General features: G+C 71.2%; 21 protein-coding genes. 12 read left to right on the plus strand and 9 right to left on the minus strand.

The window, feature by feature from the left end:
• Positions 1–266: 266 nt before the first annotated feature.
• Both ACIO3R_RS15665 and hemL read right to left on the minus strand, forming a co-directional pair.
• Positions 267–995 (minus strand): histidine phosphatase family protein, encoded by a 729-nt coding sequence (locus ACIO3R_RS15665; protein ID WP_402105988.1) that lies wholly within the window; start codon positions 993–995, stop codon positions 267–269.
• Entirely contained in the window at positions 992–2308 is a 1317-nt protein-coding gene (hemL, locus tag ACIO3R_RS15670; protein ID WP_385033365.1) for a glutamate-1-semialdehyde 2,1-aminomutase, read from the minus strand. Before hemL ends, ACIO3R_RS15665 begins: the two co-directional genes overlap by 4 nt.
• Before the next feature lie 129 nt (positions 2309–2437).
• Here hemL and ACIO3R_RS15675 point away from each other — a divergent pair, with 129 nt between their 5' ends.
• Positions 2438–3031: a hypothetical protein gene (locus ACIO3R_RS15675; RefSeq protein ID WP_363027351.1), complete on the plus strand. Its 594-nt coding sequence runs from the start codon at positions 2438–2440 to the stop codon at positions 3029–3031.
• A gap of 91 nt (positions 3032–3122) precedes the next feature.
• Here ACIO3R_RS15675 and ACIO3R_RS15680 read toward each other — a convergent pair whose 3' ends face one another.
• The gene (locus ACIO3R_RS15680) at positions 3123–4643 is read right to left on the minus strand and encodes a hypothetical protein (protein ID WP_402105990.1); all 1521 of its coding nucleotides are present in this window, start codon (positions 4641–4643) and stop codon (positions 3123–3125) included.
• 326 nt (positions 4644–4969) lie between these two features.
• On the opposite strand from ACIO3R_RS15680, the gene ACIO3R_RS15685 reads away from it, so the two are divergent.
• Positions 4970–5287: a hypothetical protein gene (locus tag ACIO3R_RS15685; RefSeq protein WP_385351204.1), complete on the plus strand. Its 318-nt coding sequence runs from the start codon at positions 4970–4972 to the stop codon at positions 5285–5287.
• Here ACIO3R_RS15685 and ACIO3R_RS15690 read toward each other — a convergent pair.
• Positions 5220–5792 carry a TIGR03086 family metal-binding protein gene (locus tag ACIO3R_RS15690; RefSeq protein ID WP_385033374.1) on the minus strand — a complete coding sequence of 191 codons (573 nt, stop codon included), beginning with the start codon at positions 5790–5792 and terminating at the stop codon, positions 5220–5222. The genes ACIO3R_RS15685 and ACIO3R_RS15690 overlap by 68 nt on opposite strands.
• A gap of 93 nt (positions 5793–5885) precedes the next feature.
• On the opposite strand from ACIO3R_RS15690, the gene ACIO3R_RS15695 reads away from it, so the two are divergent.
• From ACIO3R_RS15695 to ACIO3R_RS15710, 4 genes are all read left to right on the plus strand, one after another.
• On the plus strand, positions 5886–6716 hold the full coding sequence (locus ACIO3R_RS15695; RefSeq protein WP_385033377.1) for a DUF6597 domain-containing transcriptional factor: 831 nt from the start codon (positions 5886–5888) through the stop codon (positions 6714–6716).
• A 29-nt stretch (positions 6717–6745) separates the two neighbouring features.
• A complete protein-coding gene (locus ACIO3R_RS15700) occupies positions 6746–7276 on the plus strand; it encodes a GNAT family N-acetyltransferase (RefSeq protein WP_402105992.1) in 531 nt (176 codons plus the stop codon).
• 127 nt (positions 7277–7403) lie between these two features.
• Positions 7404–8243 (plus strand): NAD(P)H-binding protein, encoded by an 840-nt coding sequence (locus ACIO3R_RS15705; protein WP_402105994.1) that lies wholly within the window; start codon positions 7404–7406, stop codon positions 8241–8243.
• An 86-nt stretch (positions 8244–8329) separates the two neighbouring features.
• Entirely contained in the window at positions 8330–9088 is a 759-nt protein-coding gene (locus ACIO3R_RS15710) for a Mut7-C RNAse domain-containing protein (protein WP_385033387.1), read from the plus strand.
• Between the two features lie 27 nt (positions 9089–9115).
• On the opposite strand, the gene ACIO3R_RS15715 is transcribed toward ACIO3R_RS15710, so the two are convergent.
• Positions 9116–9610, minus strand: a complete 495-nt coding sequence (locus tag ACIO3R_RS15715) for a MarR family winged helix-turn-helix transcriptional regulator (protein ID WP_385033390.1) — start codon at positions 9608–9610, stop codon at positions 9116–9118.
• A 126-nt stretch (positions 9611–9736) separates the two neighbouring features.
• Here ACIO3R_RS15715 and ACIO3R_RS15720 point away from each other — a divergent pair, with 126 nt between their 5' ends.
• Positions 9737–10072 carry a YnfA family protein gene (locus ACIO3R_RS15720; RefSeq protein ID WP_385033393.1) on the plus strand — a complete coding sequence of 112 codons (336 nt, stop codon included), beginning with the start codon at positions 9737–9739 and terminating at the stop codon, positions 10070–10072.
• A 52-nt stretch (positions 10073–10124) separates the two neighbouring features.
• Complete coding sequence (locus ACIO3R_RS15725) at positions 10125–10883, plus strand: SDR family NAD(P)-dependent oxidoreductase (protein WP_385033396.1); 759 nt, start codon at positions 10125–10127, stop codon at positions 10881–10883.
• 87 nt (positions 10884–10970) lie between these two features.
• Here the strand turns inward: ACIO3R_RS15725 and ACIO3R_RS15730 are convergent, their stop codons facing one another.
• Entirely contained in the window at positions 10971–12164 is a 1194-nt protein-coding gene (locus tag ACIO3R_RS15730) for an RtcB family protein (protein WP_385033399.1), read from the minus strand.
• Between the two features lie 170 nt (positions 12165–12334).
• Between ACIO3R_RS15730 and ACIO3R_RS15735 the strand changes: the two genes are divergently transcribed.
• From ACIO3R_RS15735 to ACIO3R_RS15745, 3 genes are all read left to right on the plus strand, one after another.
• Positions 12335–13165 carry a DUF3558 domain-containing protein gene (locus ACIO3R_RS15735; protein WP_402105996.1) on the plus strand — a complete coding sequence of 277 codons (831 nt, stop codon included), beginning with the start codon at positions 12335–12337 and terminating at the stop codon, positions 13163–13165.
• Positions 13166–13356: 191 nt separating this feature from the next.
• Positions 13357–14166 (plus strand): DUF3558 family protein, encoded by an 810-nt coding sequence (locus ACIO3R_RS15740; protein ID WP_402105997.1) that lies wholly within the window; start codon positions 13357–13359, stop codon positions 14164–14166.
• 194 nt (positions 14167–14360) lie between these two features.
• Positions 14361–15836 carry a DUF2637 domain-containing protein gene (locus ACIO3R_RS15745; protein WP_402105999.1) on the plus strand — a complete coding sequence of 492 codons (1476 nt, stop codon included), beginning with the start codon at positions 14361–14363 and terminating at the stop codon, positions 15834–15836.
• Between the two features lie 131 nt (positions 15837–15967).
• On the opposite strand, the gene lysS is transcribed toward ACIO3R_RS15745, so the two are convergent.
• Complete coding sequence (gene lysS / locus ACIO3R_RS15750; RefSeq protein ID WP_385038872.1) at positions 15968–17725, minus strand: lysine--tRNA ligase; 1758 nt, start codon at positions 17723–17725, stop codon at positions 15968–15970.
• A 134-nt stretch (positions 17726–17859) separates the two neighbouring features.
• Here lysS and argS point away from each other — a divergent pair, with 134 nt between their 5' ends.
• Entirely contained in the window at positions 17860–19632 is a 1773-nt protein-coding gene (argS, locus tag ACIO3R_RS15755) for an arginine--tRNA ligase (protein WP_402106066.1), read from the plus strand.
• Positions 19633–19773: 141 nt separating this feature from the next.
• Here the strand turns inward: argS and ACIO3R_RS15760 are convergent, their stop codons facing one another.
• Complete coding sequence (locus ACIO3R_RS15760; RefSeq protein WP_385038863.1) at positions 19774–20094, minus strand: hypothetical protein; 321 nt, start codon at positions 20092–20094, stop codon at positions 19774–19776.
• Positions 20095–20364: 270 nt separating this feature from the next.
• Positions 20365–20793, minus strand: coding sequence for a hypothetical protein (locus ACIO3R_RS15765; RefSeq protein WP_402106002.1), 429 nt, complete (start codon positions 20791–20793; stop codon positions 20365–20367).
• Positions 20794–20875 lie beyond the last annotated feature (82 nt).

Consider the following 20875-nt stretch of genomic DNA (forward strand, 5'->3'; position numbering starts at 1 on the left):
GGTTCCCATCTGCGGTCGTTTTACCTTAAGTCCATACAAACTGCCAAAGGCTTAGATGGGCGAAGCAACACGGAGGTTCCCCGAAATAGCACACAATTCTTTACGGAACCAGCCCCCAGCCTTGACCGAACGCAAGTCCTAGATCCCCGCGATCCGCAGACGGGCATGGCGAAACCCCGGACGGTCGGATTCCGCCCGGTCGGTCCCACCGGATCAAGCCGGCCGGGCAACCCTGGAGATCCCAGAGTCCCCGGCCCGGGGAACGGCTACGCGCCGAACCCCTTCGACGCGCCCTTCACCGGCTTCGCCCCCGCGAGCAGGTGCGCCGGCACCAGGTCCCGGGCCGGCTCCGTGTATCCGACCGACACGATCTTGTCGCCCTGATAGGTGAAGCTGGTCAGCGAGGCGAGCGTGCACTGCCGCTTGCGCGGGTCGTGCCAGAGCCGCCGCCGCTCCACGAAGCTCCGGACGATCCAGATCGGCAGCTGATGGCTGACGCACACCGCCTCGTGCCCGCGGGCCGCGTCGCGCGCCGCGTCCAGGGCGCCCATCATCCGTACGACCTGCTCGATGTACGGCTCACCCCACGACGGCCGGAACGGGTTCGTCAGGTGCTTCCAGTTGTCCGGCTTGCGCAGCGCACCGTCACCGACGCCGAAGGTCTTGCCCTCGAAGACGTTGGCCGCCTCGATGAGCCGCCCGTCGGTCGCGAGGTCCAGTCCGTGCGTCTTGGCGATCGGCGTCGCCGTCTCCTGGGCGCGCTCCAGCGGGGAGGCGACGACATGCGTGATGTCGCGCTTCTCCAGGTGCTCGGCGACCCGGTCGGCCATCTGCCGGCCGAGCTCGGAGAGGTGGTAGCCGGGGCGGCGCCCGTAGAGGACTCCGTCCGGGTTGTGCACCTCGCCGTGGCGCATCAGGTGGACGACGGTGATGTCCTCGCGCCCCGTGCCGTTGCTCTCGCTGCCTTTGTTCTCGCTGCTGCTGTTCTCGCTCATGCGGTGGCCTCCGATGCGGCGCGGGCTGCGGCGGGCAGCGCGGCGGCGATGCGCTCGACGGCCCGGGTGTCATGGGCGGTGGAGACGAACCACGACTCGAACGCCGACGGCGGCAGGTAGACGCCCTGCGCCAGCATCGAGTGGAAGAACGAGGTGAAGCGGAAGGCTTCCTGCCGCTTGGCGTCCTCGTAGTCGCGGACCGGCCGGTCCGTGAAGAAGACGGAGAACATGTTGCTCGCCGCCTGCACGGTGTGCGCGACGCCCTCCTTGGCCAGGGCCCCGCTCACCAGCCCCCGGATCTCCGCCGACACCGCGTCGACCTTCGCGTACGCGGCGTCGTCCAGCAGACGGAGCTGGGCGAGACCGGCGGCGGTGGCGACCGGGTTCCCGGAGAGGGTGCCGGCCTGGTAGACCGGGCCGGCCGGGGCCAGGTGCGCCATCACGTCGGCGCGCCCGCCGAAGGCCGCGGCCGGGAAGCCGCCGCCCATCACCTTGCCGAAGGTCATCAGGTCGGGCCGTACCCCGTCGATGCCGAACCAGCCGGCCTTCGACGTGCGGAACCCGGTCATGACCTCGTCGGAGATGTACAGCGCGCCGTCGGCGGCGCAGATCTCCTTGAGCCCGGCGTTGAAACCGTCCAGCGGCGGCACGACGCCCATGTTGCCCGGCGACGCCTCGGTGATCACACAGGCGATCTCGCCGGGGTGCGCGGCGAACGCGGCCCGCACGGCCTCCAGGTCGTTGTACGGCACCACGATCGTGTCGCCGGCCTGGGCGCCGGTCACCCCGGGCGTGTCCGGCAGCCCGAAGGTCGCGACCCCGGACCCGGCGGCGGCGAGCAGCGCGTCGACGTGACCGTGGTAGCACCCGGCGAACTTCACGATCTTCGCCCGGCCGGTGAAACCGCGGGCGAGGCGGATCGCGGACATGGTCGCCTCGGTGCCGGACGACACGAGCCGCACCTGCTCCACCGGCTCGACCCGGGCGACGATCTCCTCGGCGAGCGCGACCTCGCCCTCCCCGGGCGTACCGAACGAGGTGCCGCGGGCGACCGCCTCCTGAACTGCGGCGATGACCTCGGGGTGGGAATGGCCGAGAATCATCGGCCCCCACGAGCACACGAGGTCGACGTACTCCCGCCCGTCGGCATCGGTCAGGTACGGACCGGTACCGGACACCATGAAGCGGGGCGTACCGCCCACCGCCCGGAAGGCACGTACAGGAGAGTTCACGCCGCCGGGCGTCACGAGGGACGCGCGGTCGAAAAGCGTCTGCGAAACTGGGGCGTCATAGGGGAAGCTCACACATGCCATGGTGTCAGAGCCACGGACGGTCTTGCGGACGGGTGTTTCACCGCACGCCCGCGGGGGAGGTCACTGACACGATGATCGGGTTGCGCGGCGGGGGCTGTGTCTCCTAGTTAGTAGTCGGGTGGATGAGATATGCATCGCGGTGGCGGAGTGGGCGAAGGGACCGACGACCTGGGGCCCGAGCCTGCCCGGCGGGGTCGGCACCGGCGCGAGGCTGAGCGCAGGCAGGGTATACAGGCCGGTGGTGCGCAGGTGGGCGGCGGAGCCGGAAGCAGGAGTAGTGGCCGGGTGGGGGTGACCTACAAGTATTTCGGGGCTCCCGACGGGGCCACTGCCGCACGTGTGCCCATTTCCATGCGCCCGGAGGAGCTCGGCGGTGACGAGCTGGGCATGGGCGGCATGTTCAGCAAGATCAAGCCGGAGACGGTGGCCGCGATGGTCCTCACCGGCATACAGGGCATACCTCTGCACAAGGTCCCGCCGCTGGAGCTGGTCGTCCTGCACCCCGACTACGCGGTGGTCAGGCTCCCGATGACGGTGGTGGACCCGCTGCGCGGCGTCGGCGAGGAGTCGGTGGGTGCCGCTGCCTTCATCTGGTCCACCGTCCCGGACCGCGGCGGCCCGCGCGACGCGTACAACGTCTACCAACTGCTGCACGAGTGGCAGGACTTCTCCCACCGGCTGCACGACGCGGGACATCAGGCGTACTGCCTGGTGTGGCCCTGACCCGGCCTTTCACGCCGGGCAGGGCTTCCGGGTCTCGCCCCCTCCGACGCCCGGAGGGGAGCCCTGGGGCGGAGCCCGGATCAGTGGGCGGTCACACGGCGGCGCCCGCGTCCTCGCGGGGGCCCGCCGGTTCGGCCTCGGGGGCCCGGCCGCCCGGCAGCGCTGCGGGGCGGCTGTCCGGCTCGCCGGTGGCGCCACCGGCCGCCGCGCGGCGACGGGCCGCGTAGGCGGTCGCGACGAGGGTGAGCGCGACGGTCCCGGAGAGCGCGGGCCAGTACACGTAGCGGTAGTTGGACTCGGGTGCCGTGGGCAGGTAGGCGAGGATGTACAGGAGTGAGCTGGCCCCGATGAGCCGGAGTTCGCGGGCGTAGGGGCCGGGCCACCGGCGGCGCAGCACCAGGACCAGCGAGACGGCCAGCCAGAACCAGCCCTGGAACAGCATCGGCAGGTCGCGGGCGAAGCCGGTCACGTAGTTCCGCAGGGCGAACCTCAGCGTGTCGTTCAGCGGCTCCTTGCGCACCTCGGGGTGGAGCCGGGCACCGGCGTTGACATGGGTGCCGTTCCAGAAGACCTGGTTGCTCTGGAAGAGCAGCTTGGTGAAGACCCGGCCCCGGTACTCGGCGTAGCCCTTCCAGTGCCGCGGCATCTGCCGCGTCCACATCCGGACGATGACGTCGGCGTGCCGGTCCAGATACGTCACGTCGAACGGCCGGTCCTGGGGGAAGCACTGAAGGTACGCGTCGGAGGCGATGTGCCGCTGTTGGCAGGTGGTGGCGGTGGTGACCAGGCGGTCGCGCAGGTCCGTGCTCGCGCCGGCCTGTTCGGCGGCGGTGCGCATCTGGTCCGGGGTGAGCACATGGGCGAGGTCGTCCACCGGGATCACCGCGTACACCCGGGTGGCCAGCGGGGCCGTGGCCGCGGACACACCGGCGCTGCCGGCGATCACGGCCGCGGCGAAGACACCGGTGGCGGCCAGCCAGCGGCGCCGGCCCGGGGCCGGCCAGGCCGCGAGGACCAGCAGGGCGAAGACGGGGATCGCGGCGGGGATGCCGTTCTTCCGCACCAGGGCGGCGTACACGAGGAACAGCGTGCCCAGCACCAGCAGGGCCCAGCGGGTCCCGGTCCGGTCGCGCGGCAGGTCGCGCACGGTGAGCGCGATGGCGAGGACCGCGAGGAGCGCGTACGCGAGGTGCACGTCCTTCCACACCACTCCCGTGAGGTTCATGATGTGCGGCGCGAAGCCGACGGCCGGCACCGCGAGGGAGAGCCCGCGGCTGCCGGTCTTCCTCCACACCAGCCGGGCCAGGACCCAGAGCGTCCCCCACAGCACGGCGGCCTGGAGGGCGGCCATCGCCGAGAAGTCCCCCGTGATCCCGATGAGCAGCCGCCACGCCAGTGCCATCACCGGTGGATGCCAGTCGTTCACCGGCTCGTCCCCCAGCGCCTGCCACAGCTGGGTGTTGCTGTCCGCGCTGAGGTACCCGGGGTGGAAGACGGTGGCCACGGCGTATCCGCAGGCCGCCGTGACGGCCGCCAGGCACCACGGCCACAGCGTGCCGTCCCCCCAGGCTCTGCGCAGCACGGCGGTCCACCGGTTGACGGTTCCGGACATGTGGGCGGGTCCTCCCAGCCGATGGGGTGAGGGATCGCGTCGGCGCTCAACTGTGCTTCGAGGGCTCACAGTTCGCAGTTCGCAGGCAGCGCGACAGGAATCTATGCGTATCGGACTCCAAAGGACAAACCGGAACTATTATTCGCCTACGCGCCGCAGCGACCGTGCGGAACACGCGGCCCGGCCCGTTCACCGACGGACGCCCGCCTGCACGACGGGCGTCCGCCGGCCAGCCCTATTCGGCCATTCATTGGCCGAAGAGTGATCTTCAGTTGACCTGCCGAATCTGCCGATGCAGGAGGCACCGAGACTGAGGGAGGCCTGCCATGGGCGACACTCTGCTGGCCCTGTCCATCCCCGTGCTGGTCCTCGCCAGTGGGATCTACGCCGCAGGTGAGAGCTGGTGGCGGCGCCGGCACCCGGCGCCGCCGTCCCCGTACACCCATCAGGCGGCCCGGCTCGCCGAGCGCGCGATGCTGGTGGACGCGGAGAGGATCGTGGCCGGCGCGTACGAGACCGTCGGCGCGCTCTACGACGGACCGAGTGCGCCGGGCGCACACATTCCGGCCACGGGCGTCACCCCCGGGGCGGCTGCCAGTCAGGGTCCCGGCCGGTCAGCGCCAGCACCCGCGCGAAGGGGCTAGCCCCCTCCGGTACGGGGAACGGCTCGCCGAACATCTTCGCCTCCCTGGCCTTCGGCGCCATCGCCGCCATGGCCGGGGCGAGCTCGTCCACCACGTCGGCGTCCGGCACGAATTCCTGACCGGTCGCGCGGGCCAGGTCCCACACGTGGACGGTCAGGTCGCCGAGCACCATGTGGCCGACGGTCCGGGCCGGGAACCCCATGGAACCCGCGGTCCCGTCCTCCGCGCCGGGCCGGGCCCACGCCTCGACCAGCGCGGCCGTCTGCTCGCCGAAGCGCTTGCGCCAGTCCCCGGTGACCGCGTCCGGGGCCGCACCGAACTCCACGTCCTGCCGGGACGCCAGGGCCGTGAAGTTGACGACCACCTGGGTGAGGTGGCTGACCAGGGCGCGGACGTCGTACTCCGCACAGGGTGTGGGACCGCCCAGCCGGCTGTCGTCGATCCCACGGATCACGGGCAGCGCGCCACCGGCCGCCGCGTCCAGCAATTCACTGATCTTCTTCATGCTTCGACCCTGCACGCAACGGCGGCCGGAGTCTTGAAGAAACACGACGCGACCGGCGGACACGGGATCGGCCGCGGCATAGGATCGGCCGTCATGGCTGGCCACCGAGGTCCCCGGCGTGACACCCGCGGCATCGTCGACGCTCCCGAACTGTTCACCCACGTACGGTTCCGGCGGCGCGAGCCCGCCCCCGCGCTGCGTCCGTACCTGGAGCACTACTGGCTGATCGACTGGGACCTGCCCGAGCCGTACGCCTCCCATCTGGTCCCCCACCCCAGCGTCAACCTGGTCTTCGAGCGGTACGCGGGCTGCGGCGACGACGCGGCCGGGTTCGCCGAGGTCTCGGGCATCGGCCTGGAGCTGTTCACCCAGAAGCTGGAGGGCCGGGGGCGGGTCTGCGGGGTGCAGTTCCGGCCCGGCGGCTTCCACCCGTTCGCACCGGACCGGCCGGTGGCGGAGTGGACGGGGCGCCGGGTCCCGGCCGCAGAGGTGTTCACCCCGCCCGCCGCCCCGTCCGCCGTCCTGGACCCCGGCCCGGAGGACGAGCGGATCGCCGCGCTCGACGCGTACCTGCTGGCACTCGGCCCCGAACCGGATCCGCAGGCCGACCGGGCGATGGCCCTGGCCGAGCTGATCCGCACCGACCGCACGGTCCGCCGCGTCAGCGGACTCGCCCGCGCCGAGGGGGTGTCGGTGCGCTCGCTCCAGCGGCTGTTCGCGACGTACGTCGGCGTGGGGCCCAAGTGGGTGATCCTGCGCTACCGCATCCACGAGGCGCTGGAACGCGCCGAATCGGAGCCGGACACCGACTGGGCGGCGCTCGCCGCGGATCTCGGCTACAGCGACCAGGCGCACCTGGTCAGGGACTTCACGGCGACGGTGGGCGTGCCGCCGACCGCGCTGACCGCCCACGGGCCCCGCTGAGTGTCAGTGCGCCGTCCTACAGTTCTGGCATGGAGCGCACCGCAGCACCATCCGTACGGATCGAGCCCTGGTCGCAGAGCGATCTGGAGCTGCTCCGCCGTGCCAACGCACCGGAGCTGATGGACCATCTGGGCGGCCCCGAGTCGGAGGAGCAGCTCATAGGGCGTCACGGCCGCTACGTGGCGCTGAGCGCGGACCGGACGGGCCGGGGCAGGATGTTCCGCATCGCGCTGACCGGCGAGGACGAGGCCGTGGGCACCATCGGGTTCTGGCAGCGCACCTGGCGGGGCCAGGAGGTGTACGAGACGGGGTGGGCCGTTCTCGCGGGCTTCCAGGGGCGGGGCATCGCGTCGGCCGCGACCCGGGCGGTGGCCGAGCAGGCGCGCGCCGAGCAGCGGCACCGCTATCTGCACGCCTACCCGTCCGTGGCCAACGGCGCGTCGAACGGGGTGTGCCGCAAGGCGGGCTTCGTCCTGCTCGGCGAGTGCGAGGTCGAGTACCCGCCGGGCAACCCGCTGCTGACCAACGACTGGCGGCTGGACCTCCACCCGGATCAATGACCGGCGCCCCGGCCGCGCCGCCCGCACCCCGTGCGCAAAGGCGTTGACGGCCGGGTCCACCTCCTGGATATTTAGCTGCGTCGCGCAGCTTATGCGCCATAGCCGGATACCGAGGAGACCCACCGCCATGCTCACGCTCGTCACCGGATGCCGCGGCCGCGTCGGCTCCACGCTCGTCTCACTCCTGCACCGCGGCGGCCACGCCGTCCGGGCCGCGTCCCGCAAGCCCGCCGGGCTCTCGCTCCCGGCCGGTGTCCCGGCCGTGGCCTGCGATCTCGGGGACCCCACGACCTTCGCGGCCGCGCTGGAAGGCGTCGGCGCCGTCTTCCTGTACGCCGAGCCCTCCCACGTCGACGACTTCCTCGCCGCCGCACGGACCGCCGGGGTCCGGCACATCGTGCTGCTCTCCTCCAGTGCGGTGCTCACCCCGGATGCCGCCTCCAACCCGATCGCGGCCTCCCACCACGCGGTGGAGGAGGCCCTGACCGCCTCGCCCCTGACCACGACGCTCCTGCGGCCCGGCGCCTTCGCGGGCAACGCCTACCAGTGGTCGGCCGCCTTCCGCGGCGGGCACCCCGTGGCCCTGCCCTACCCGCTCAGCCAGACCAGCCCGATCGACGAGACCGACATCGCGGAGGCGGCCCTGGCCGTCCTCACCGACACCCGGTTCCAGGGCGCGGCGTACCACCTGACCGGCCCCGAGTCGCTCACCGCCACCGAGCAGGTCGAGCTGCTGGCCGCGGCCTCCGGCACCCCCGTGACCGTCAACGCCGTGAGCCCGGAGGCCTGGAAGGAGTCCGTCTCCTCCTTCGTACCGGCGGAGATCGCCGAGGGGCTGCTCGGCTACTGGGCCGCCACCGACGGTTCACCGGCCGAGGTCACCGGCGACACCGAGAAGCTCACCGGCAGCCCGGCGCGCACGTTCGGCGCCTGGGCCGCCGAGCACGCCGCCGCCTTCCGCGCCTGAGCCCACCCGGCCCACACCGCCACCCCCGTCCCCGCCCCGCACGAAACCCGTGGCCCGCGTACCCGGCGCAATGGCATCCTGACCAGGTGAACGGACCGGAGATCCACCTCGAAGTCGCCCCCGAACTGAGGCTCTTCGTCGCGCACGGACGCCGCAGCGGGCGGACGGCCGTGACCACCGACGGCGCGTCCACCCTCGGCCATGTCATCGAATCGCTCGGGGTGCCCCTCACCGAGGCCGGACAGCTCCTCGTCGACGGCCGCCCGGTCCCCGTGTCACACATTCCGGCCGCGGGCGAAGTGGTCGACGTGCGCGCGGTGCGGCGCCCGCAGCAGGTGCCGGGCGCGCCCCTGCGCTTCCTCCTCGACGTCCACCTCGGCACCCTCGCGCGGCGGCTGCGGCTGCTCGGCGTCGACGCCGCCTACGAGTACGAGGACATCGGCGACCCCGCACTGGCCACACGCTCGGCGGAGGAGCGGCGTGTCCTGCTCTCCCGGGACCGGGGTCTGCTCCACCGGCGGGAGATCTGGGCGGGGGCGTACGTCTACAGCGACCGGCCAGAGGAGCAACTGCGCGACGTGCTGGAGCGGTTCGCGCCCGTGCTCACCCCGTGGAGCCGGTGCACCGCCTGCAACGGACGGCTGACGGCGGCCGACAAGTCCACCGTGGGCGCACGCCTTGAGGACGGCACGCAGCGCTCGTACGACGTCTTCGCCCAGTGCACGGAGTGCGACCGGGTGTACTGGCGCGGCGCCCACCACGCCCGGCTGGAGGCGATCGTCACCGAAGCGGTCCGCGCGTTCGGCGGCTCCCCCGCCGGACCACCGGACCAGTCCGCCGGCTGAGCGCGGCGCGGCACCCGGTCCGGTTTCTCACTCCGGTCCGCTGTCGCCCTCCCGCAGCCCCGCGATCTGCGCCGCGCTCAGCTCCACCGTCCGCCGCATATGGGCGATGAGCAGCGCGACCTCACCGTCGTCGTAGGCGTCGAACATGGCCGACCAGCCGCCGTTCAGCCGCTCCCAGACCGCCCCGAACTCCGCCATCCGCGCGGGCACCGTCGCGACGAGCACCCGCCGCCGGTCCACCGTGTCCCGGGCGCGCGTGACGTAACCGGCCCGCTCCAGCCGGTCGACCAGCCGGGTCGCGGACCCCGTGGTGAGCCCGGTCAGCTCCGCGATCCGCCCCGTGGTGACGGGAGCCGCCTCCAGGCCGAGCAGGTTGAGGCACTGGAGATCGGTGGGGTGGAGGCCCAGCCGGTCGGCGACGGCCTGGTTGAACAGGGCGTACGCGGCCATGTAGCGGCGCGACACGACCGAGAGCTCGGCGAGCATCGCGGTGCGGCGGGGGTCGGCGGGCTGCTGCGGCATGCGGAGAGTGTACGAAGCGGAGGTCCGGTCGTCCCCGCGAGGCCGCAGGGCCCGCTGTCCCGGCTGACCGGCCGGACGCCGGGGCGCGCCTGCGTGGCACCTCGCCGCGCATGACACGCTGATCACATGTCCGTGGTCCGCTCCATCGCCCTGTTCGTCGTCGCCGCACTCTTCGAGATCGGCGGCGCCTGGCTCGTCTGGCAAGGTGTCCGGGAGCACCGCGGCTGGGCCTGGATCGGTGCGGGGGTCGTCGCGCTGGCCACGTACGGCTTCGTCGCCACGCTCCAGCCGGACGGCGAGTTCGGGCGGGTGCTCGCCGCGTACGGCGGGGTCTTCGTCGCGGGGTCGATCGTCTGGGGCATGGTCGCCGACGGCTACCGGCCCGACCGCTGGGACGTGACGGGCGCCCTGGTCTGCCTGGCCGGCATGGCCCTGATCATGTACGCCCCGCGCAACCACTGACCGCGCCTGCCTATCCTGGCCCCGTATCGATCAGCTGTCCGAGGAGCCCGCCATGGCCGCATCCCCCATCGCCGTCATCACCGGAGCGAGCAGCGGCATCGGTGCCGCGACCGCCCGGCAACTGGCGGCCGCCGGTTACCGCGTCGTGGTCACCGCACGCCGCAAGGACCGCATCGAGGCGCTCGCCGCCGAGATCACCGCCGCGGGCCACGAGGCCACGGCGTACGCCCTGGACGTCACCGACCGCGCCGCGGTCGACGAGTTCGCCACCGCGTTCCGCGGCCTCGCCGTGCTGGTCAACAACGCGGGCGGCGCGCTCGGCGCGGACCCGGTCGCCACCGGCGACCCGGCCGACTGGCGCCAGATGTACGAGACCAACGTCATCGGCACCCTCAACGTCACCCAGGCCCTGCTCCCCGCCCTCACCGCGAGCGGCGACGGCACGGTGGTCATCCTCTCCTCGACCGCGGGCTTCTCCTCCTACGAGGGCGGCGGCGGCTACGTGGCCGCCAAGCACGGCGAGCACGTCCTGGCCGAGACCCTCCGCCTGGAGATCGTCGGCACCCCGGTCCGCGTCATCGAGGTCGCCCCCGGCATGGTCAAGACGGAGGAGTTCGCCACCACCCGCTTCCGCGGCGACACCGAGAAGGCGGCCAAGGTCTACGCCGGCGTCGACGCCCCCCTCAGCGCCGACGACGTGGCTGACACGATCACCTGGGCCGTCACCCGCCCCAGCCACGTCAACATCGACCTCCTGGTGGTCCGCCCCCGCGCCCAGGCCTCCAACTCCAAGGTCCACCGCACCGCCTGACGGGACGGGCCGGGGTGAGTCCACCCCCGTGGGTCTCACCCCGGCCCCGCTCCCCCCGGGCCCGCCCTCTTCCCCCGCCCAGTGCGCTCAGCCCTTCACACAGATGACCTGCTTCAGCTTCGCGACGACCTCCACCAGGTCCCGCTGCTGATCGATGACCTTCTCGATCGGCTTGTACGCGCCCGGGATCTCGTCCACGACGCCGGAGTCCTTGCGGCACTCCACACCCCGCGTCTGCTCCTCCAGGTCCTTCGTGGAGAAGCGGCGCCTGGCGGCGTTCCGGCTCATCTTCCGGCCCGCTCCGTGCGAGGCCGAGTTGAAGGACTTCTCGTTGCCGAGGCCCTTCACGATGTACGAGCCGGTGCCCATCGAGCCCGGAATGATCCCGAAGTCACCGGAGCCGGCCCGGATGGCACCCTTACGGGTGACCAGCAGATCCATGCCGTCGTACCGCTCCTCCGCCACGTAGTTGTGGTGGCAGGAGATGACCGGTTCGAAGGTCACCCCGGCCTTCTTGAACTCCTTGCGGACCACGTCCTGGAAGAGCGCCATCATGATCGCGCGATTGTGCTTCGCGTACTCCTGCGCCCAGAACAGGTCGTTGCGGTAGGCCGCCATCTGCGGGGTGTCCGCGATGAAGACCGCGAGGTCGCGGTCGATCAGGTCCTGGTTGTGCGGCAGCTTCTGGGCCTCTCCGATGTGGAAGGCGGCCAGTTCGTTGCCGACGTTCCGGGAGCCGGAGTGCAGCATCAGCCAGACCGAACCCGACTCATCGAGGCAGAACTCGACGAAGTGGTTTCCCGCGCCGAGCGTTCCCATCTGCTTCGTGGCCCGTTCCTGACGGAACTTGACCGCATCGGCCACCCCGTCGAACCGCTTCCAGAAGTCGTCCCAGTCGGTCGCCGCCAGCCCGTGCAGCCGGCCCGGGTCCACCGGCTCGTCGTGCATCCCGCGGCCCACCGGAATGGCCTGCTCGATCTTCGACCGGAGACGGGTCAGGTCCCCGGGCAGATCGTTGGCGGTCAGCGAGGTCTTCACCGCGGACATGCCGCAGCCGATGTCGACGCCCACCGCCGCCGGGCAGACCGCACCGTGCATCGCGATGACCGAGCCGACCGTGGCACCCTTGCCGAAGTGGACGTCCGGCATGACGGCCAGGCCCTTGATCCAGGGCAGTGTCGCGACGTTGTGCAGCTGCTGCATCGCGACGTCCTCGACCTGGGCCGGATCGGTCCACATACGGATGGGGACCTTCGCGCCCGGCACCTCTACGTACGACATAGTTCCTCGATTCCCCCGAAAAGCCTGAAAGCGCAAAACCGGTGCCAAGGTCGGCAAAAGTATCGGCCGACCGGCATTCACAGCGGCGCGTGCGATACACATTGTGTCCACCGGCCGCCGACGAGCGGCAACCGTTTTTCGCACGAAGGGAGCCCAGGACCGTGCGACGAATGGCGTACGCAACCGGCGCCGTGCTCATTGCAGCGCTCGCCGCCGGCTGTAGCAGCGGCACCGGAACCGGTGATTCCGACACCGACAGCAAGCCCGGGGCCCCGACCACTTCGGCCGCGCCCCCGGGCAAGTACCGCACCCTCCCCGAGGCCTGCCGCGCCATCGCCCCCGCCACGCTGAAGGACCTGCTGCCCGGCTCCGCCGAGCTGCCGGAGGCCCAGCAGGAGAAGGTGTTCGACGGCTCGCCCACCGTCACGTACGACACCGACCGGCGGGCCGGCTGCCGCTGGAAGACCGAGGCACCCGACGGCGCCCGCAGCCTCTCCGTCGACTTCGAGCGGGTCGTCTCGTACGACCCGGCCGTGAGCGACGACGACCGCGCCCGCGAGGTGTACGCGAAGAAGGAGGAGGCCGCCGACCTGCCCTCGACCTCCGTCCCGTCCGGCAGTACGGGGAGCGGCACGCCGGACTCCTCCTCGTCCGGGACCGCGAGCGGCGAGCCGGGCAAGAGCGCGGACACGGGCTCCAGGACCGGCGGGGACACCGGCACCGCCACGGGCGGCAGCACGGACGGCAGCACCGCGGAAAACCTCCAGCCCCGCGTCCTCGATTCGCTCGGCGACAGCGCGTTTCTGGACGATTCGCTCACCCGGGCAGGTTCCACCGCACAGCACCGCACGGTGAGCGTGGTATTCCGCACATCGAACGCCATCGTGACCATCCAGTACACCGCGCAGCCGGCCCTCTCCACCGAGGTGCCCGACAGCAAGGAACTACAGGAGAAGGCCCAGGCACTGGGCCGGAAACTGGTCGACAGGTTCAGCGAGTAACCCCGCCCCGGGCCGGTCCGGGACGGCCCCCGGCCACCCCGCGAACCGTCCGGCCGAGGCGGCATCCGGCTGCCGTCCGTCGTAACGTGGCCCTCCGGAACCACCGCCCGCCGACCGCCCGCACCACGCCGGCGCCCCCGCCCACCGACCGTCCGGCCGCCAGAGCGCCGCGCCACCCGAGTGAAGGAACCATGCACCGATCAGCCCCGCGACTCACCCGCATACTCGCCTGCGCCGCCGTTCCGGTGATGCTCGTCGTCGCCGGCTGCTCGTCGGACTCCGACGGCGAGAAGGACAAGGCCTCCTCCTCGTCCCCCGCGCCGGACGCGACGAAGTCGGAACCCGCGGTCGCCGCGGCGAAGTTCGCCGAGCTGCCCGACCCGTGCAAGTCGATCACCGAGAAGACGGTCAAGTCCCTGGTCCCCGCGGCCAATCACAAGAAGGGCACCCAGGGCAAGTCCAGCGACACCGCCGCCCGCGGCAGCTGCTCCTGGAACGGTCTGGACGACAACGGCGTCAAGGGTTCCCAGTACCGCTGGCTCGACGTCGGCTTCACCCGCTTCGCCTCGGACCAGGCCCTGGGCAGCGGCGCCGACCGCGCCGGGAACGACCTCACGAAGCAGCTCGCCAAGGTCAAGGCGGTCGAGGGCGCGAAGAAGGTCGTCACGACTCCCGTCAGCGCGATCGGCGACCAGGCGACGCTGATCACCTACGACCTCGACAAGACGGGCGAGGACTTCAAGTACGCGACGATCGTCGCCCGTACGGGGAACGTCGTCGTCACCCTCACCTACAACGGCGCGGGTTACGCGGGATCGAAGACCCCGGCGACCGAGAAGATCACCACGGGCGCCGAGATGGCCGCCAGGAACGCGGTCGCCGCGGTCGCCACCGCGAACGAGAGCCCGGAGGCGAGCACCTCGCCCAAGGCCTCCACCAAGCCCGCGGCCAAGACGAGCGACAAGGCGACGGACAAGGCGACCGACAAGGTCGCGGGCTAGCCGGACAGGGCCAACGCCCCGGCACAGAAGCAGATTCACGAAGCCCGGTCCTCCTGCGAGAACCGGGCTTCGCCCCTCCCCGCGCAACGCCTCTCGCACGCATGTGCCAGGCTGTGCCCGCCAGAACTGGAAATCGTCCCTTCGGACCGGACGTCGGAGACGAAGAAACGGGAAGGGGATCGCGGGTGGCCGCGATGCAGCTCACACGCACGCACCGCATACTCATCGGGCTCGTGGTCGCCGGTGCGGTGCTCATCGCAGCGATCGGCTTCGCGGGCTCGTACTCGGCCGTGCGTGAACTCGCCCTGGAGAAGGGCTTCGGGAACTTCTCGCTGGTCTTCCCGATCGGCATCGACGCCGGCATCTGCGTCCTGCTCTCGCTGGACCTGCTGCTGACCTGGCTGCGCATCCCGTTCCCGCTGCTGCGCCAGACGGCGTGGATGCTGACCGCCGCGACGATCGCGTTCAACGGCGCGGCCGCGTGGCCGGACCCGCTCGGTGTCGGCATGCACGCCGTGATCCCGGTGCTGTTCGTGGTCTCCGTCGAGGCCGCCCGGCACGCCGTGGGGCGGATCGCCGACATCACGGCCGACAAGCACATGGAGGGGGTCCGCCTCACCCGCTGGCTGCTCTCCCCCATTCCGACGTTCCGGCTGTGGCGGCGGATGAAGCTGTGGGAGCTGCGGTCGTACGAGCAGGTCATCAAGCTCGAACAGGACCGGCTGATCTACCAGGCCCGCCTCCAGGCCCGCTTCGGGCGCGCCTGGCGCCGCAAGGCCCCCGTCGAGGCCCTGATGCCGCTCCGCCTCGCGAAGTACGGCATCCCGCTGGCCGAGACCGGCCCGGCCGGACTCGCCGCCGCGGGCATCGAACCGGCCCTGCTGCCCCCGGCCCCGGCCCCCGCCGCGGAAGCGGTCACCGCCGTCGAGAAGGCCCAGTTCCCGCAGCCCGAACTCGTCGGCGCCCCACAGCAGGAGCAGTACGCCGAGCCGGACCGGCAGCCGCGGAACGAGCAACAGGACGAACAGCAGCACCACCAACAGAACCACCAACAGAACCAGCAGCAGCACCAGCGACAGAACCCGCAGCAGCCCCAGCAGCAGAGCGCCTTCCAGCCGCACTCCCGGGCCCAGGCGCAGAACCAGGCCCCCGCCCCCGACCCCGCCTCGTACGAGAACCCGTGGTTCGCGGCACAGGCGCCGGACGGCGCGTACGAGGGTTCGTACAACCCGACGTACGTGGACGCCCAGGAACCCGGGCCGGTCATGATCCCGACCGGCCCCGGCCGCACCCGCCCGCTGGGCAGCGTCGGCACGATCGGCGCCATGCCGGCCCCGCGCGGCGAGCAGCAGGTGCCGGTCCCCGAGGCGCACGAGGTCCCCGCGTCCGACGAGGTGGCCCCCGAGGAGCCGAAGCCCGTCGCGGAGGCGGCCGAGGAGTGGGCCGAGGAGTGGGCGCAGGAGGACGCGGAGTTCAGCGAGATCGCCTACGAGGTCTTCGCCGCGTTCGTGACCCAGCACAGCACGTACCCCAGCATCGAGGTCCTCGACATACACCTGTCGGACGGGCACAACGTGCGGCACCCGCGCAGCGCGGCCCTGCTCCGCCAGCTGATCCAGGGCTTCAAGAACCGCTACCACGCCGAGCTCGAAGCCGACCACATCGCGTAAGCCGCACGCGGGCACGCAGGCACGCGGGCACGCGGGCACGCGGGCACGCGGGCGCACCGCTCCCAGCGACGCCGAAGGGCCGCCACCCCGGAAACGGAAACGCGGGGTGGCGGCCCTTCGGCCGTCCGTCGTTACGCGCCGAGCAGCGTGCGCACCCGGTCCGCCCCGACCGCGAGCAGCAGCGTGGGCAGCCGCGGCCCGGTGTCCCGGCTGACGAGCAGCCGGTACAGCAGCGCGAAGAACGACCGCTGCGCGGTCTTCAGCTCGGGCGTCGGCTTGGCGTCCGGCTCCAGCCCGGCCAGCGTCTTCGGCACGCCGTAGACGAGCGTGGTCAGCCCGTCCAGCGACCAGTGCGAGTCGAGACCCTCCAGCAGCAGCCGGAGCGACGCGCGGCCCTCGTCGTCGAGCGAGCCGAGGAGTTCCTTGTCCGGCTCGTCGCGGACGACGGTGCGGGCCTCGGCCGGGACCTGGGTGGTGATCCAGTTCTCGGCCCGGTCCAGCCGGGGCCTGGCCTCGTCCAGCGAGGTCAGCGGGTTGTCCGGGTCCAGCTCGCTGAGGATGCGCAGCGTCTGGTCCTCCGCCCCGGCGGTGATGTCCGCGACCGAGGCGAGGGTGCGGTACGGCAGCGGGCGCGGGGTGCGCGGCAGCTCACCGGCGGCCGTCCCGATCGCGCGGGCGTACGCGGCTGCGTCGGCCGGCAGCACGGTGCCGTCGGCGACCTTGCGCTCCAGCGAGTCCCACTCGTCGTAGAGCCGCTGGATCTCCTGATCGAAGGCGATCTTGAAGGACTGGTTGGGCCTGCGGCGCGCGTACAGCCAGCGCAGCAGCGGGGCCTCCATGATCTTCAGCGCGTCGGCCGGGGTCGGCACGCCGCCCTTGGAGGAGGACATCTTCGCCATGCCGGAGATGCCGACGAAGGCGTACATCGGTCCGATCGGCTGCACACCGTCGAAGATCTCGCGGACGATCTGGCCGCCGACGACGAACGAGGAACCGGGCGAGGAGTGGTCCACCCCGCTCGGCTCGAAGATCACGCCCTCGAACGCCCAGCGCATCGGCCAGTCGACCTTCCAGACCAGCTTGCCGCGGTTGAACTCCTTCAGCCGAACCGTTTCCGCGAAGCCGCAGGCCGAGCAGGTGTAGTTCAGCTCGGTGCTCTCGTCGTCGTACGACGTGACCGTGGTCAGGTCCTTCTCGCAGTTGCCGCAGTAGGGCTTGTACGGGAAGTAGCCGGCCGAGCCGCCGCTGCCGTCGTCCTCGCTCGCGGCGCCGGAGCCCGCCTCGGCCTCCAGCTCCGCCTCGTCGGCCTTCTTCTGCTGCGGCTTCTTGCCCTTGGCCCCGGCCGCCCCGTCCTTCTTGGTCCGGTAGCGGTCCAGGACGGCGTCGATGTCGGCGCGGTGCCGCATCGCGTGCAGGATCTGCTCGCGGTACGTACCCGCGAGGTACTGCTCCGTCTGGCTGATCCCGTCGTACTCGACGCCCAGCTCGTCCAGCGACGCCAGCATGGCGGCCCTGAAGTGCTCGGCCCAGTTCGGGTACGGGGAGCCGGCCGGGGCGGGCACCGAGGTCAGCGGCTTGCCGATGTGCTCGGCCCAGGACTCGTCGACGCCCGGGACGCCGTTCGGCACCTTGCGGTAGCGGTCGTAGTCGTCCCAGGAGATCAGGTGCCGGACGGTGTGGCCGCGGCGGCGGACCTCGTCGGCGACCAGGTGCGGGGTCATGACCTCGCGGAGGTTGCCCAGGTGGATCGGGCCGGACGGGGAGAGGCCGGAGGCGACGACGACCGGTTTGCCAGGCGCACGACGCTCCGATTCGGCGATGACCTCGTCCGCGAAGCGGGAGACCCAGTCGGTCTCGGTGCTGCTCTGACTCTGAGCCACGGTCGGCACGTCCTTCTCTCTTGTAGGACTCATAGGGGCGGGTGCCATTCTCCCAGGTACCGCCCACAGCGCGAAAACGGCTTTACACACCGTGGGATACTTGGGGTCATCCCTTGTACTCCTACGGAAACGGCAGCCAGCTGATGGCCTCGGTCAATTCCCTCGCTTCCACGCTCCAGCAGCAGCTGGCGGACGCCCTGACGGCAGCCCTGCCGGATGCCGGCACCGCGGACCCGCTGCTGCGCCGAAGCGACCGGGCCGACTTCCAGGCCAACGGAATCCTGGCCCTCGCCAAGAAGCTCAAGGGCAACCCGCGCGAGCTGGCCGCCCAGGTCACGGCCGCCCTCCCGGCGAGCGATCTGATCAAGGACATCGAGGTCTCCGGCCCCGGCTTCCTGAACATCACGCTCTCGGACAAGTCGATCATCGAGACGCTCGCGGCCCGTGCCGCGGACGACGAGAGCCGGCTCGGCGTGCCGTTCGACAGCACCGCGGGCACCACCGTCATCGACTACGCCCAGCCGAACGTGGCCAAGGAGATGCACGTCGGTCACCTGCGGTCCGCCGTGATCGGTGACGCGATGGTGCGGATCCTGGAGTTCACCGGCGAGTCCGTCGTCCGGCGGCACCACATCGGCGACTGGGGCACCCAGTTCGGCATGCTCATCCAGTACCTGATCGAGCACCCCGACGAGCTGGACCACGAGGGCGACAAGGCCGACGGCGAGGCCGCGATGTCCTCGCTGAACCGGCTCTACAAGGCCTCGCGGGCACTCTTCGACTCCGACGAGGAGTTCAAGGCCCGCTCGCGGGACCGGGTGGTCGCCCTCCAGGCCGGCGAGGCGGAGACGCTCGCCATGTGGCAGCGGTTCGTCGACGAGTCGAAGATCTACTTCTACTCGGTCTTCGACAAGCTCGACATGGAGATCAGCGACCCCGACATCGTCGGTGAGTCCGGCTACAACGACATGCTGGAGGAGACCTGCCGGATCCTGGAGGAGACGGGCGTCGCCGTCCGCTCCGAGGGTGCGCTCTGCGTCTTCTTCGACGACGTGCTGGGTCCGGACGGCAACAAGGTCCCGCTCATCGTCAAGAAGACGAACGGCGGCTACGGCTACGCGGCGACCGACCTCTCCGCGATCCGCGACCGGGTGCAGAACCTGAAGGCGGACACCCTGCTGTACGTGGTGGACGTGCGGCAGTCCCTGCACTTCAAGATGGTCTTCGAGACAGCCCGGCGGGCCGGCTGGCTGAACGACGGCGTCAAGGCGCACCAGCTGGCGTTCGGCACCGTCCTCGGCAAGGACGGCAAGCCGTTCAAGACCCGTGAGGGTGTCACGGTCAAGCTGGAGGACCTCCTCGACGAGGCGGTCGAGCGGGCGACGGCCGTGGTCCGGGAGAAGGCCGAGAAGATCGGCCTGACCGAGGACGAGATCGTCGAGAACGGCCGGTACGTCGGCATCGGCGCCGTGAAGTACGCGGACCTGTCGACCTCCGCCGTGCGGGACTACAAGTTCGACCTGGACCAGATGGTGTCGCTGCACGGCGACACGTCCGTGTACCTCCAGTACGCGTACGCGCGGATCCGGTCGATCCTGCGCAAGGCCGGCGACGCGAAGCCGGTCGCGCACCCGGAGCTGGAGCTGGCCCCGGCCGAGCGGGCACTGGGTCTGCACCTGGACCAGTTCGGCGAGGTGCTGTCCGAGGTGGCGGCTGGGTACGAGCCGCACAAGCTGGCCTCGTACCTCTACCAGCTCGCCTCGCACTTCACGACGTTCTACGACCAGTGCCACGTCCTCAGCGAGGACAACTCGGCGGAGGTCGTGGAGAACCGGCTGTTCCTCTGCGACATCACCGCCCGCACGCTCCACCAGGGCATGAAGCTCCTCGGCATCCGGACGCCCGAGCGGCTCTGATCACCACACGGTCCTGACCTGCGGCGGAGGGCCGCCGGCACGCTCCTGACCCGGAGCGCCGCCGGCGGCCCCTCGCGCGTCGGGCCGGGAGCACGCGGCCCGCGCGGGTGGTGCCTCAGGGGGGTGAGGCCCCCTGAGGGCTCAGGAGGGCGTGACCCCCACGGCTGTGACGTCCGCGCCGATGTCGCACCAGGTGGTGGAGGTCCCACCGGACGCCGCGCGGTTGCCGAAGTGCCGGTAGGTGCCGTAGCCGGGCTTGTTGCAGTCGATGAACTCGGTGAACGCTCCGCCCGTACAGCTGATGGAGGCGCCGTGGTGTCCGGCGCTCCCGACCAGGAGTTTGGGAGTGCCGCAGGAGAGCCCCGCCGCGGACGCCGCCGCAGGCGAGGCCACTCCCAGCAGGCCCGCGCCGGCCAGCGCGAAGGATGCGGCGACAGCCGCGACACGGTGATGACTACGCACGTTCGTCTCCTCTGAGGTCGGACAGAAGCGATCGGTCGGATTCAGCCTGATCGAGCCCGGACTGATCCACTAGACCGCCCGAACCGACTGGCCGAAAGCGTCATACCGCCTCAGGAGGGATGAAACGAGCACCGGCAAGGGCGCACAAGGGCCGAAGCGGGCGACACGCGCGAGGTGAGAGACGGACAGTCAGCCGAAAATCGACTACGCACAGTCATTCGTCGAACGCGGTATGTAGTCACACCTGTCGGCTCCCCTGCCGGGTGGGAGCTACTCCGGACGCCCCAGCGCCCACCCGGAGACGTCGGCCAGCCGCCCGCGCCACAGCGGCAGCCGCAGCGGGGCCAGGCCGCCGATCACGAGGGTGGCGTCGCGCAGATGAATCCAGCGGGGAAGCTGCTGCGCGTCCTCGTCGGCCCTGAGTTCCTTGATGCCCTGATCCACTGTCTCGGGGAACTCCGCGATGAGGTTGGCGCCCTCGCCCTCGACCTGGCGCAGGCTCCTCGCCCAGTCCGCCTTCCAGGCCTCGTGCCCGATGACGTCACCGTGCAGCACACCGGCCGGGATGGTCAGGGTGAGCGGCAGCCCGGAGCGCATCTCACGGTCGAGGAGCTGGATCAGCAGCTGGAGCTGGAGATCGGGCACCGGCTCGATGATCACCGCGTTCGAGTCCGGTGCACGGTCGACGGACTCGTTCATGGGCTGTTCCCTTCGCCGCGGCGGCCGTCCCGGAACGGATTCCGGGCGAACCGCACACTGTCTCGTCCCGCCCACCTTCCCC

It is taken from the genome of Streptomyces sp. NPDC087428, assembly GCF_044744085.1.
Lineage (GTDB): Bacteria > Actinomycetota > Actinomycetes > Streptomycetales > Streptomycetaceae > Streptomyces.